This is a genomic window from Paenibacillus polysaccharolyticus, from assembly GCF_023714295.1.
Lineage (GTDB): Bacteria > Bacillota > Bacilli > Paenibacillales > Paenibacillaceae > Paenibacillus > Paenibacillus polysaccharolyticus_A.
Genome location: NZ_JAMAUN010000011.1, coordinates 200,976 through 213,560, shown reverse-complemented (window position 1 = coordinate 213,560; position 12,585 = coordinate 200,976). Strand labels below are relative to the sequence as shown.

Sequence of the window (12,585 nt, the reverse complement as noted above, 5' to 3'; positions counted from 1 at the left end):
GGAGGTTGGGGAACGTTGAGAGCCATAGTCATTGATGATGAGAAGCCGGCGCAGCTTCATCTGCAGCGCCTGCTGCAGTCAGATGGAAGAATTAATCCTGTTCAATGTTTTTCAACAGCACGCGAAGGTATTCATTATTTGACCATCGATCGTGTGGATGTTGTATTTCTGGATATTGGTATGCCAGAGGTTAATGGTCTGGAAGCGGCTGAATATATACAGCAACTCGATTCAAGCATTCGAATCATATTTGTAACCGCGTATGCGGACCATGCGGTGGAGGCATTCGAGTTGCATGCTCTGGATTATGTATTAAAACCGGTCAGTTCTGCCAGACTTAGCAAGACCATCGATCGTATTGCAGGTACGATGTCTTATCACGCTCAGACAGCAGCGACGATGGAGGTGCAAGAATCGGAACCTGAAGCCCAGGCCGAGGAGTTGGAATTTAAAGCACCTGGTTTGTTGACTTTTAAACATCTGGATATATTCAGAAGTATGGATCATAGCGCCGAGAAGCATAAATGGCGCACCACCAAATCTCAGGAGTTATTTGCATTTTTGTTTCATCACCGGGAAGAGTGGGTAAGCAAGGAGGTTCTGCTTGATAAGCTTTGGGCCGATGTATCTCAGGATAAAGGGCTGACACTGCTACATACTTCTGTCTATCAGATTCGCAAATTATTGAAGGAATGGAACATGACAGGCAAGCTGGAGTACAATATGAACCGTTATCGTCTGCTGACAGGTAACTTGGTGAGCGATATTGAACAATTTGAGCAGGCCTTGTCCTATGAAGCTGTTACTTCGGATAATGTGAACGAGCTGAGACAGGTCGCCCTGCTGTATCGCGGCGATTATCTGGAAGAGCATGACTATGATTGGGCCAGATCCAAGAGCAGGGAGCTCCGTCGTAAGTATATGGGACTTGTCATGGATATCGCTCATTGGGAGATGTCCCACAAGCGGGGCGAGCAGGCGATTGAGCTATTAATGGAATTGCAGGAACGTGAGCCTTATTCAGAAGAAATCTGCCGGTTAATGATGGAGATCTATGCTTCCATGGATGATCAACAAGGCATATTGCGACTGTATCATTCCTTTACATTGACCTTGAAAGAGGATTTGGGTCATCAGCCCGAACCTGAAACGAGCAAACTATACGAAAGTCTGACCAAACAATAGACAATAGATATTTAGGGCGTGTCTGAAAACTCTGAAGAAGGCAGGTTTTGCTGAATTTTCGTTCCAAGCAAGGAAGTTTTCTGCAGGCGTGCTGGGGCACGTCAAGGGAAACTGACGCAGCAGGGGGGAAAAGGCGGTGAAAGATGCACTTCAATAGGTTTCAAGACACGCCCTAGGCAGAAGGGGTGTAGCGCATGAAATTATTCATACACCGCAAAGATCTGCGCACAGATGATCTAAGCGCTTTGGATTATTTGCGTGAGCAGGAAGAAGAGAGCCTGCATGTATTGATCTATGATCCATTCCTGCTCCGGCAAGGCCGTGAGAAGGAGCATAGCGGTGCAAACTTCCTCCGTCATGCTGCAACACTGGGCAGAATGTATAAGAAAGCGAAACGGCAGCTGCAATTAGCTTATGGCAAACCCGCCGAAGTGGTGGATTGGTTACTGAGCCACATGGAGGACAAGATCAGTGAGATTGTCGTCCATCGGGACATGACGCCATATGCGATGGAACGGGATCGAGAGATACGTAAAGTCTGTGAATCCTATGGGATCACATTCACCCAACTGACGGATCATTTGCTGATTGATCTGAAGGCCTTCGCCAGTTTCACAGACAAATCAGAACCCTATAAAGTTTTTGCTGCCTTCCATCGACGCTGGGTTGAATTCATGAATGAACATCCTAATCCACCATCGGCAACTACGATTGCAGACGTGGACGTCACTGAACGAATTGTGGATTGGCCGGAGGCTATGAAGGTTCCTCATGCTTTGTTGGAGAATTCGGATGAGGCAGGAGATGAAGAGAATCCACATATGTTGCTGGATCGTTTTCTGTCCGAACGAGTAGCAGATTACGGGGATCATCGGGATGAGTTCGAGGCCTATGAGCCAAGCCATCTCAGCTCTTATGTAGCTGTGGGGGCGGTATCTATTCGCAAGATGTTTGATGCTGCACAGCGTATATCCGGAGCTGGGGAGTGGATCAGACAGCTCTGTTTCCGCGATTTCTACTTGTACAGGGCAGTCTATGAGCAAGATTATTTTACGTATGAAAAAGTGTATGATCTCTCTGTTCTTCAAGATACTCATTTCGAACGTTGGTGCAGAGCGGAAACGGGCATTCCGATTATTGATGCAGCCATGACAGAACTGAACGAGACTGGGCATATGCCTAATCGGCTCCGCATTCTGACAGCAATGTTTTTGACGAAAAACCTTCAGTGCCCGTTCACGCTGGGAGAAGCATACTTCAGAAGGAAGCTGAAAGATTATGATAACATCCAGAATCGGGGGAACTGGCTGTGGTGCGCCTCGCTGGGTGAAAATGCTGCGCCATATTTCCGTGTAAATAATCCGGTTACGCAGTCTGAGAAGTATGATGCTCAGGGCGACTATATTCGCAAGTGGCTACCCGAGTTGAAGGATTTGCATAGCAAGGAGATTCACCAACCACGCAAGGATGCGATCGTAGATCTGAAAGTTTCCAGACAGGCAGCCATTGACGTGTACAAGCAGATTCTGGCGAGTCGGGAGAAAAACTGAATTTTGAATGATGATGAAGGCAGGGAGGAAACTCCTTGCCTTTTGTTATATAAATTAGGACATGTGCGAAATGAAATTAAATATGGTATTTAATTACAGAATTTGATACTGTTTTAGTATAAGATAGAGTTAGAACAGGAAAACATGGCATTGTCGATTTTATTGTTGAACGAAGGGATGAGGTGTATGAAACAAATACAATCTGCAGAGTTGATCGGTAAAGAGGCCGCAACAATGATTGGTCTGAAATGGGAGGGGACGTTCGCTGAGGCAGGGGCTGGAGGTATTCGCAAGGTGCAGACCGAATTCAAGCGTCGCCTGCATGAAATCAAGAATATGATGCGCCCGGATGAGCTATTGGGTTTGTCGTATCATATGACAGAAACCGGGTTTGTCCACTATGTTGCCGTCCAGGTAGATGACGTGGCATCTCCGAATGTCCCGGAGGGAATGGTTCAATTTGAAGTTCCGGCACATGATTATGTGAAATACACCCATATCAAAGGAGAATCCATTGAATCTTCTTATCATTTAATCTATGCATGGATTGAAGAACAGGGACTTTGTCTATCGAATGAACCGCTTACGCATTATGAAGTGTACCCTATGAAGCAGGATTCCAATGATCATGAACCTGAATTCAACATTTTTGTACCGGTAAATAAAAAAAGTTAGAGTAACGACACAACAAGTCTCAGGCCGCGTCACAGCGGTCTTTTTGACATGTCTGATGATGTGAATGATCTGAAAACTTCTTGGAAATTAAAGAAAAATTAAGGAATTGGACTACACATGTTAAGCGATATGCCTTTTAATAGATAGAGAGCTTAATGGACTAAGTCATATTTAACATATTGACGAATACATAAAGGAGAACCTCTAAACCATGAGTCAAACACTGAAAAGAGAACGAATCCCGGAGTTAAATCTCGTACGGGCTGTGGCGATTATCGGTGTGCTATTTGTACATTCCACCTCCAATGCTACGCTGGAAATGACCAATTCCAGTTACTATTGGTTGTACAACTTTGTTAATATTTTCATGAAATATGGTACACCAACCTTTATTTTTTTGAGCAGCTTTGTGTTGTTCTATAATTATTATACCCGTCCGCTAGACAAGAGATTAGTCACGAATTTTTACAAGAAGCGCTTTGTCTACATTTTGTTGCCTTACTTCCTGTTTTCGATTATGTATTTTGTTGTGCTGCATTACCTGTATTACCAGGGACGCCCGTTTAATGAGTCGTTGATTACTTTTATTGAAAGGCTGTTTACAGGCAAAGCCTACACGCATCTATACTTTGTTTTTATTAATATGCAATTTTATCTCATCTTTCCACTCGTGCTATGGCTATTGAAGAAACATCCTTCTGTTGTAAAGTGGTCTATCCCGATCGGGCTTTTTATTCAATGGGTCTTCATCGTCAGTAATAAATACGGGTTCCAGGTGCCCAACAAAGGAAGCTGGGCTTTCTCTTATTTCTCCTATTTCATGCTTGGAGCTTTTATGGGCGTATATTTCCCACAGATCAAACAATGGTTTGTGATCAGCCGGGCGAATGCAACTAAAATGCGCGTAGTTTCATGGATTGTGCTGTGGGTTGTGTGGATCACGGCGGGACTTGCTCACGTATATATTTATTATTTGCTACGGTTGAAAATTGCGACCTATAACACGTTATGGTATGAGCTTTTCTGGAATGTGCATACCTTTGCCTGTGCACTGGTCATTATTCAGATTGCATACTTGCTCTACCGCAAAGGTCCTGCACTAATCGTCAAACCGCTAAATCGACTGGGTGCATTATCCTTCGGCATTTATCTGATTCATCCGTTTTTCCTTTTGTTTTATCGTGAGCATCCACCCCAAACGGGGGTATCCTGGTTGATTCATCTGTGGTACGCCGCCGGATTTGGTATTGCACTGATCGCTTCATGGATTGTGGTTGGGCTGGCGGCACGATTCCTGCCACATGCCTGGATTATCTTTGGTAATTTGCCCAAACCGAAGCCGCGTCTTGTACCGCAACAACATTCGGGGCAAGTGGATGTTTGATTTTGAAGTCAGATCATACCTGATTAAAAGCCATTTTCCGGTTCAGCCTTAGGTTGAGTTCGAGAATGGCTTTTTGTTGTGCTGAAGTGATTCCGGGGTTTTGCAGATACTATGGGTGTTTATCGTGGGAACGAATGTTTCTTTTTCAGAATACAAGGGTAATCATAAGGCGGAAAGATAATAACTACTATATAAGTTGAACTACTTATTTACACAGAAACGGAGAGGACAGAAAAATCCGGGGATAACAGCGATGGGAAGGTTATTCTGTCGTCGTAGTGTTCAGTTTAGACAGCTTTAGTTCAACTTATAGAAAACTTCGAGAACAGGATCAAGGTGATCATACATGACAAGATGTGAACAATGCGGGAAACCGATGCAAGATATATTGGAATATGTGGAGCACATTCTCCACGAATGCAGTGAGCAGGCAACTGAATTTAAGTCGGAAGAATACAAGTCTTATAGCTATGAGGGTGTTCGCGAGCAGTTGTGATACAATAGAAAGAAACCGGATTCATTCGGAACCGAGGTGACAACCATGGAGACAGGATCAGCCCCTTTCCGCGAAGGGAAGACAGAACACGAAACGCGACAAACCAAGACATGTATGTATTGCGGAGAGCGACGGCCTGCGTCGGAGTTTCGGCGTAGAACGGGAAGGCGTGCGAGTTCCGGAGCCAGACGCGGAGCCTGTCGCCGTTGTCGTCAACTCGGTGTACGAGAACATCGTAACTCTGATATGAGAGTGGCCCCAAATTCCCCATCTGTAAAGCCGGAACATCGTGGTCAAGATGGGTTGGACAACAACCTTCGGGGAGATATGACTTCATCTGCGGTGAAGAACGAACGGGAACGGAACGAGCACATCGCGTCGCTGGGGTTGGATACAGGCAATGAACGGGGCCGTGATCTGGGCCAACACGTAAATTCACATGCTGACGCTGGGGCTGTGCTGATCGGCCAGGTGGAGCAGGATGCAGCGTTTGCTTCGACTAGTGCTACACCCAACCAGCGAAAAAAACGACGAAGACGGCGAAAAAAGAAGCCGTCAGAGATGATAAACACTTATGCCTCTGTTCAGGCAGAGAGCGAGGGTGAGGTGTCCACCGATTTCCATGCGGCGGATGGGGGGCTGCCGGGCGGGGAGCATCCGTCCGGCGATGTGCATTCGCCAGGCATAGCCGCTGCGAATGGCAAGGGCAGTGCACAGCGGGCGCGCAAGCGAGCTGCCGCTGCAGTTCCGGCCGCCGAGCCCGCGTCGGCGGCCCAAGCCCTGCTGCCGGCTACGCCGCAAGGCCCGGAAGCAGGGCCAGCGCCTGTGGCTGCGGACGAACCGCCCGCGGCCCGGCGCAAACGCAAGCGGCGCCGCAAGCGAGCTGCCGCGCTCGCGCCCGTCGCAGGGCAGGCCCGCAGCGGAGCTGCTGAGGCCCCTGCGCCGGAGCCAGGCCTTGCCCGTGGCGATGCCAGCACGGGCAAGACTTCTGCGGCGGCCCAGGCAAAGCCAGCCGCCGCAGGGCGCGAGCCATCGCATGCCAGCCGCAGTCACGGGGCTGGCATGGATGGCCGTCCGCGGCGTCATCACGCGCCGCCGGCAGCAATTGATCCGGAAGATCCGGCTTCGCTTCGGACCAACCGTCAAGGCATGGTGCGCATGCGCGGCAAAACCGACAAAGGACGCCGCTGGCATCAGGAAGTGGACATGGAACTTGCCGTTACACTAGTGAAAGAAAAAGCTGCCGTTGTGGTCAATCGGTATACTATTCGCCGATTGTTCAGCAACAAGGATTTCAAGCGGTTTATTCTGGACCGTGACAAGTATACCTGTTACTTCTGTGGCTCCTACGGAGATACCATTGATCATCTCCTTCCACGGGCCAAAGGGGGACATACGACACCGTTCAATTGTGTATGTGCCTGCAATCTGTGTAATCAATCCAAAGCGGCGATGGACGCGGATGAATTTATTCGTTCGGGCATTCCGGAATGGAATGCATCCCATCAGGCAGAACTACTCGCACTGGGGATACAGGAAACGGGATTGGAATAAGCGATAGACAAGCCATGCTCCTGAAAATAGAAGTTTTTAGGCGCTCTCATATGTAAAGCACATCCAGATGAACGATCAGGATGTGCTTTTTTGGTTTGCTCTCTTCTTCAAATATTTCTTCAAATTGACAATGATGCTATATCCTAATGTACGTTATACTTGGAGGGTGGCAGTCGAATTATTTTAAAAACGTACTATTTTTGATGACCAATGCTACCCGTAGTTTTACGAATGAAATAGATCGAATAGATTGGATGGATGTGGATGACACCAGCAGCACTTGATATTATGTCATACATCACGGAGGAAAATATTCGGTTCTGGCTGGAGAAGTTTCGTTCTCTCGGTCCACTGCCGGGCATTTTGCTTACGTTTATGAAGTCATTTGTACCTCCGCTCCCAACATTATTGATTGTAGGTGTGAATGGAGCGGTGTACGGGTTGTGGGCAGGATTTTTGTACTCCTGGATCGGTATGGTGCTTGGCTGTACCGTGACATTCCTGATCGTACGAGAGATCGGAAAGTCTGCCTTTGTGGAAAAGTGGTCCCGCAAACCGCGTGTAAAGCGCAGCATGGTATGGATTCGTAGAAATGCATTCAGTTATGTGTTCCTGCTTAGCATTTTTCCAGTGGGTCCGTTTGTCATTATTAATGTGGCCGCAGGTATCGCTCGTATGCGATTGTCATCCTTCCTGCTTGCGGTGGGACTCGGTAAAGGGATTATGATTTTTTCTGTAACGTACATTGGTTCAAACGTAGAACAGTTTCTGGAGCATCCGGTACGCTGGATCGGCGTCGTGTTATTCATTGCAGTATCCCTGTGGGCGAGCCGGAAATTGGAACGTCACTTCACCCGGTTCAACCCCGATCGGGATGAACGACATTCAGTGCATCAGGCTTCAGAAAAATCAATTTCCTCATAAACTTAGCCGAGCGAAGTAAACAGGATGTTGGAGACCTCGTTATTGAAATACCGGGTACGTCAACTTGTACTTCAAGGTAAGCTAGATATGGGGGAACCCGCGTGCCATACGTTCGTGTTTAAATAGCAGGGGGAGATTTCCTTATGTAGCTCTACTCGGGAAATCTCCCCCTGTTTATGAAAATGTAAAACACGAAATACAACTCAAACTCTACGATTGATCCAAAGCCAGGTTAAAGGCCCGCCTTCCCCATACACCGGGTCTGTGCCCGGTACAGGAACCTCTAGAATCTCTTGCAATACCTCAGGCCGCTCCCCGGGTTTGCCTGTACGAGTGTTGTAACGCATACCTCCAGGATAAGCTCCCGCGACCTGAAAATCAGGACTTGCTTCCAGACGTTTATGACCGGTTCCGGCAGGCAATACAACGACGTCACCACTCTCCAGATATACCTTCTTTCCGTTCTCACCGCCTATAATCAACCGCACAAATCCGCTTATTACCGCAAGCGCTTCGTGTGCATTGCTGTGATAATGATGATAGTCGTATACACCGTTGATCCAGCTATTGCCCCAGCCGTTCCGGTTCAAGTTGGATTCGGCACGGGTCGGTTCAGTACACCAGACTCCTTTGTATAGAAGCACGGGTAGGTACGGATGATTCGGAATGACTCCATCGTCCTGAAAATTCATGGACTGGATATCGCTATGATCTTGCCCTGAATCTCTCATTTTGCTTCACCTCTTTCCATGTATTAACCTTTCAGGAAATAAAGGAACAAAAAATATTTAGCAATATGATACAAAATGTATCATTATCAGGCTATACTCGATACATACATTCTCTTTAAAGTGCTCGATGAAAAAATGAGTAGGGGGAAAATGCATGAACATTGTGGTTACAGGAGCTTCAGGATTTGTTGGATTTAATCTTTCACAGTTTTTGGCGCAAAAGGGACATCAGGTTACCTTGCTCGACCAGGATGATTATTGTCAGAGACTTATTCACCGCTCTGCACTGCACGACATGCCTTTCATCAAGTGTAACCTTGCTAAAGATAATATTCATTTGCCCCTGAACACAGATTACATCATTCATCTTGCTGCGATGCCTCACGTCGACTATTCGTATCATCAGCCCGCAGAGGTGTTCCGCAATAATACCCTTAGCACGCAAGCTATCCTGCAATATGCTTCAGAGTACGATATTCCGCTTTTACTCGCTTCGTCTGTTGAAGTGTACGGTGGAAAATGGGGCAGAGTCTACAATGAATCAGACCCTTATGCACCTGTCTCCCCTTATTCAGCCTCGAAAGTCGCCTGCGAGACACTAGCCCAATCCTATGCCCAATGTTATCAACTTCGGGTGAAAACATTCCGTCTGACCAATCTGTACGGACCATGGCAACTTCCTGACCGCATTATTCCGCGTAACTTTGGGCGCATGCTTGACGGGTTGCCACTGGATATTCAGGGATCAGCTGTACGTGATTTCCTGTATATCGATGATGCGCTGCGAGCGATCGAGCAGATTATGATCCATGGCCAAGATGGACAAATCTATAACATCTCTACCGGTATAGGAACGACAATGCAAGAGATCGGGATGCTGATCGAGCCTCTCGATCGATCGGCAACAGCGAAGGAGATCAGGGAACTGGAGCCTACACAATCCAGAGGTTCCAGTTTGGTTGTTCACTCCGGGAAGCTGCGTGCAGCGTTTGGCTGGTATCCTCAGACTACACTGGAGGAGGGCCTGGAGAAAACATTCCGCTGGTACCAGGAGAATGCTGACTGGGTTAGGCTATTCAACCGAGAGTATCATACAACGCGTACAAGCCGCGGCTTTATCATTGATATGGCAAGGTATTCCGTACCAGCGATATAAAAACAAAAAAAGCCAGGGAAGGGTATTTGTCCAACACCTTCCTTGGCTTTTTTTGCGCCCCCGTCTTTGGTTCATTTAGATGTTCAGAATCCATCCGAACCTCAAAATTCGACAGCTAGGCTAGTTCAATACTCTTTAGGGATCTTCACGCAAGATGCGTAGAATACCGCCGAGTACGCGAACCTGATTATATTATTCGTGATGTTTTTTCACATCGGCCACTTTATCTTGAACGGCGCCTTTGGCCTTATCCATTTTACCCTCAGCTTGAAGGGACTTATTGTTTGTTGCGTTACCGATCTGATCCTTCACTTCGCCTTTGGCCTTGTTAATGCCTGCTTTGATTTTATCGCCAGTTGAATTACTCATATCGAACATCTCCTTCGTTGTCTGGTGTAGTCCTTATTAACCGGGCTGAGGATAATTTAAACGTTTACGCTAGGAAGAGATTGGAGAAGGGGTGCTGTAATGTTAGTGTGGAATTTTTGCATTCCCATTCGAGAAGGTCCATACTTATTTAAGTAAGATGTTTGAACGAAAAGAATAAGGCTGGGGCTGGCGCTGCATAATAACCGAAGTGACCAAATTCGTTGCATGAACGGTAGATTTTTGGAAATCCATTCCTGAAAAAACGTTCAATATGCACTTTCATATGTGCTTTTCGTACATATGGTTTGTTGTGATCATGTCTTAATACTACATCTGGTAGCTTGTGACCTTTGGAAAGGAAAAATGACCCGTCGTGATAAGCTAACACGCCTTGACAAAAAAATCGATTTTGTTACAATGTTCACAATATCTTCACAAGTGTAAAAAATTTCTTTTTCATGTTCATGTGTAAGAGGTGTAATATAAGGGTATAGAGTTCGATTTCGGCCTGCTTGTCGTTTTGTGCGTGAACATGTGTTGTGCGCAACAGACCCAACATACCATGCATGCGGAGAGTAGTCTTTTTGGATACTCTTATCCTAATGTGTGAAATTTGGTACATTTAGTGTATTGATGTATTTGTGGTTCGGCTCAGCTTGACAGGCACCATGAAAGTCGCGGACTTCTATCCCAAAGTAAAGGAGGACTTTCTCTTATGTCACAATCGCCTACTCAACAAGAGGTGCCAGTAACAGAAGGTGCCGAGCGCCAGTCCCTGGACGTACTGGATCAACTGATGAAGCCTGAGGTACAGGAGTCTCTAACTGTATTGGTGGAGAACCTGCCTAAATTGGCTGAAATGGTTACAGCAATGACGAAAGCTTACGACTTCGCACAAGGTATCGCTACAGACAAAGTTCTGATCAGCGACACAATGAGTGCAATGGGTGAGTTTGCTAAACCTGTTGTAGACAAAGCTAAAGGTGTAGCTTCTGCTGCCATCGAGGCAAATGACCGTGCGCAAACCGAACAATCTTCGGTTGGCCTGTTCGCTATGCTCAAAATGCTTAAAGATCCAAACGTACAACAAACGCTTCGTTTTGCTCAATCTTTCTTGAGCATCCTGAACGAGCGTCAACAACCGAAACGTTAAGACTTAGAAAGAACGGAGGATGGATATGTCGAAGCAAATTTTGATCTTGGGTGGAGGATACGGCGGTCTGTTGACTGCGCTGACTGCGCGTCAATACTTGACTCCGGAAGAAGCGACAATTACAGTTGTGAACCGTTACCCTACACACCAAATTATTACGGAACTGCACCGTCTTGCTGCAGGAAGCATTGCTGAGCAAGCTGTTGCTCTCCCGCTTGAAAAATTGCTGCGTGGTAAAGATGTGAACCTGAAAATCGATACGGTGGATACAATCAAGCCGGACGAGAAAAAAGTTCTAATGACTAGCGGCTCCACATACTCTTACGATGCACTCGTCGTTGCCCTGGGCAGCGAAACAGCATTCTTCGGAATTCCGGGACTGCAGGAGTACAGCTTCACGCTCAAATCGGTTAGCGATGCAAACCGTATTCGTGCACACGTTGAAGCACGTCTGGATGCTTACAAACAATCGGGCAACAAAGCAGACGCAACGTTTGTTATTGGTGGCGGCGGTTTGACAGGTATCGAGCTTGTTGGTGAATTCGCTGACCTTCTGCCAGGCGTATGTCAACAGAAAGGTATCGATTTCAACGATATCTCCCTCTACACGGTAGAAGCAGGCCCATCCATTCTGGCTGGATTCCCACCAGAATTGGTTGATCGTGCAAAATCCAGTCTCGAAAAACGCGGCGTTAACTTCATCGTTGGCGTAGCGATTACTGAGATGAAAGAAAACGAAGTATTGCTGAAAGACGGCAGCTCGATCCCTACGAACACACTCGTATGGACAGGTGGCGTACAAGGTAATGCCGTTGTTGCGAATAGTGGAATTGAAGTGGATCGCGGCCGTGCAAAAGTAACGGAAGTACTGCAATCCACATCCCACAAAGATGTGTTTGTTGCTGGTGACAGCGCAGTAGTTTTCCCTAGCGAAGGCGCTCGTCCATACCCTCCAACGGCACAACTGGCTTGGCAAATGGGTGAAACTATTGGTCACAACCTGGGCGTAATGTTCAAGGGTGGCGCAATGGAATCCTTCTCGCCAATCTTCTCCGGTACACTCGGAAGTTTGGGTCGTAAAGATGCTGTCGGCATGATCGGTGGCAACCAAACTCGTCTGAAAGGTCTGCCTGCAACCATGATGAAAGAAGCAAGTAACATCCGTTACCTGTCCCACATCCATGGCTTGTTCGCACTGGCTTATTAATCTATAGCACAAACGTTAAAGGGCGCCCATTGGGCGTCCTTTTTTGGTATGCACTTCTGGACATGAACTTGCTTGATATGAATCTAAATAGATAAAAGGAGAGAGTTGTTCATGCAGATGGTGATACCTGTTTAATTCATATAGAAAAGTGAACAGCTCAATCTCATGTAACATTCTTGAATTGACTATGTGCGGAGATAC

At 46.8% G+C, this 12,585-nt stretch carries 11 protein-coding genes and 1 pseudogene; 10 read left to right on the top strand and 2 right to left on the bottom strand.

From position 1 onward, the window contains the following. Positions 1-15 precede the first annotated feature (15 nt). The 7 genes and pseudogenes from M3629_RS22900 to M3629_RS22870 all read left to right on the top strand — a co-directional run bounded on the left by M3629_RS22900 (position 16) and on the right by M3629_RS22870 (position 7,768). Entirely contained in the window at positions 16-1,185 is a 1,170-nt protein-coding gene (locus tag M3629_RS22900; protein ID WP_221786742.1) for a response regulator, read from the top strand. Between the two features lie 194 nt (positions 1,186-1,379). Then, the gene (locus M3629_RS22895; protein ID WP_251510613.1) at positions 1,380-2,735 is read left to right on the top strand and encodes a cryptochrome/photolyase family protein; all 1,356 of its coding nucleotides are present in this window, start codon (positions 1,380-1,382) and stop codon (positions 2,733-2,735) included. A gap of 186 nt (positions 2,736-2,921) precedes the next feature. Continuing rightward, complete coding sequence (locus tag M3629_RS22890) at positions 2,922-3,410, top strand: GyrI-like domain-containing protein (RefSeq protein ID WP_251510612.1); 489 nt, start codon at positions 2,922-2,924, stop codon at positions 3,408-3,410. A 211-nt stretch (positions 3,411-3,621) separates the two neighbouring features. Next, entirely contained in the window at positions 3,622-4,794 is a 1,173-nt protein-coding gene (locus M3629_RS22885) for an acyltransferase (protein ID WP_251510609.1), read from the top strand. A 346-nt stretch (positions 4,795-5,140) separates the two neighbouring features. Continuing rightward, on the top strand, positions 5,141-5,290 hold the full coding sequence (locus M3629_RS22880) for a hypothetical protein (protein ID WP_186809694.1): 150 nt from the start codon (positions 5,141-5,143) through the stop codon (positions 5,288-5,290). A 1,116-nt stretch (positions 5,291-6,406) separates the two neighbouring features. Further along, positions 6,407-6,844 (top strand): annotated as a pseudogene (locus M3629_RS22875) (HNH endonuclease); the annotation flags it as partial. A gap of 264 nt (positions 6,845-7,108) precedes the next feature. Next, on the top strand, positions 7,109-7,768 hold the full coding sequence (locus M3629_RS22870) for a TVP38/TMEM64 family protein (protein WP_251510606.1): 660 nt from the start codon (positions 7,109-7,111) through the stop codon (positions 7,766-7,768). 203 nt (positions 7,769-7,971) lie between these two features. Here the strand turns inward: M3629_RS22870 and M3629_RS22865 are convergent, their stop codons facing one another. Then, positions 7,972-8,499, bottom strand: a complete 528-nt coding sequence (locus M3629_RS22865) for a cupin domain-containing protein (RefSeq protein WP_251510604.1) — start codon at positions 8,497-8,499, stop codon at positions 7,972-7,974. A 154-nt stretch (positions 8,500-8,653) separates the two neighbouring features. Here M3629_RS22865 and M3629_RS22860 point away from each other — a divergent pair, with 154 nt between their 5' ends. Then, positions 8,654-9,655, top strand: coding sequence for an NAD-dependent epimerase/dehydratase family protein (locus tag M3629_RS22860; RefSeq protein WP_251510601.1), 1,002 nt, complete (start codon positions 8,654-8,656; stop codon positions 9,653-9,655). 192 nt (positions 9,656-9,847) lie between these two features. Here M3629_RS22860 and M3629_RS22855 read toward each other — a convergent pair whose 3' ends face one another. Then, on the bottom strand, positions 9,848-10,024 hold the full coding sequence (locus M3629_RS22855; RefSeq protein ID WP_090921556.1) for a CsbD family protein: 177 nt from the start codon (positions 10,022-10,024) through the stop codon (positions 9,848-9,850). Between the two features lie 715 nt (positions 10,025-10,739). Here M3629_RS22855 and M3629_RS22850 point away from each other — a divergent pair. Next, positions 10,740-11,177 carry a DUF1641 domain-containing protein gene (locus M3629_RS22850; RefSeq protein WP_251510598.1) on the top strand — a complete coding sequence of 146 codons (438 nt, stop codon included), beginning with the start codon at positions 10,740-10,742 and terminating at the stop codon, positions 11,175-11,177. A gap of 25 nt (positions 11,178-11,202) precedes the next feature. Next, on the top strand, positions 11,203-12,384 hold the full coding sequence (locus M3629_RS22845; RefSeq protein WP_123064009.1) for an NAD(P)/FAD-dependent oxidoreductase: 1,182 nt from the start codon (positions 11,203-11,205) through the stop codon (positions 12,382-12,384). Positions 12,385-12,585 lie beyond the last annotated feature (201 nt).

Coding starts and splice junctions, on each gene's coding strand:
- M3629_RS22870 (WP_251510606.1), top strand. CDS start 7,109: ATGACACCAGCAGCACTTGATATTATGTCATACATCACGGAGGAAAAT.
- M3629_RS22855 (WP_090921556.1), bottom strand. CDS start 10,024: ATGAGTAATTCAACTGGCGATAAAATCAAAGCAGGCATTAACAAGGCC.
- M3629_RS22850 (WP_251510598.1), top strand. CDS start 10,740: ATGTCACAATCGCCTACTCAACAAGAGGTGCCAGTAACAGAAGGTGCC.
- M3629_RS22880 (WP_186809694.1), top strand. CDS start 5,141: ATGACAAGATGTGAACAATGCGGGAAACCGATGCAAGATATATTGGAA.
- M3629_RS22865 (WP_251510604.1), bottom strand. CDS start 8,499: ATGAGAGATTCAGGGCAAGATCATAGCGATATCCAGTCCATGAATTTT.
- M3629_RS22845 (WP_123064009.1), top strand. CDS start 11,203: ATGTCGAAGCAAATTTTGATCTTGGGTGGAGGATACGGCGGTCTGTTG.
- M3629_RS22860 (WP_251510601.1), top strand. CDS start 8,654: ATGAACATTGTGGTTACAGGAGCTTCAGGATTTGTTGGATTTAATCTT.
- M3629_RS22885 (WP_251510609.1), top strand. CDS start 3,622: ATGAGTCAAACACTGAAAAGAGAACGAATCCCGGAGTTAAATCTCGTA.
- M3629_RS22895 (WP_251510613.1), top strand. CDS start 1,380: ATGAAATTATTCATACACCGCAAAGATCTGCGCACAGATGATCTAAGC.
- M3629_RS22890 (WP_251510612.1), top strand. CDS start 2,922: ATGAAACAAATACAATCTGCAGAGTTGATCGGTAAAGAGGCCGCAACA.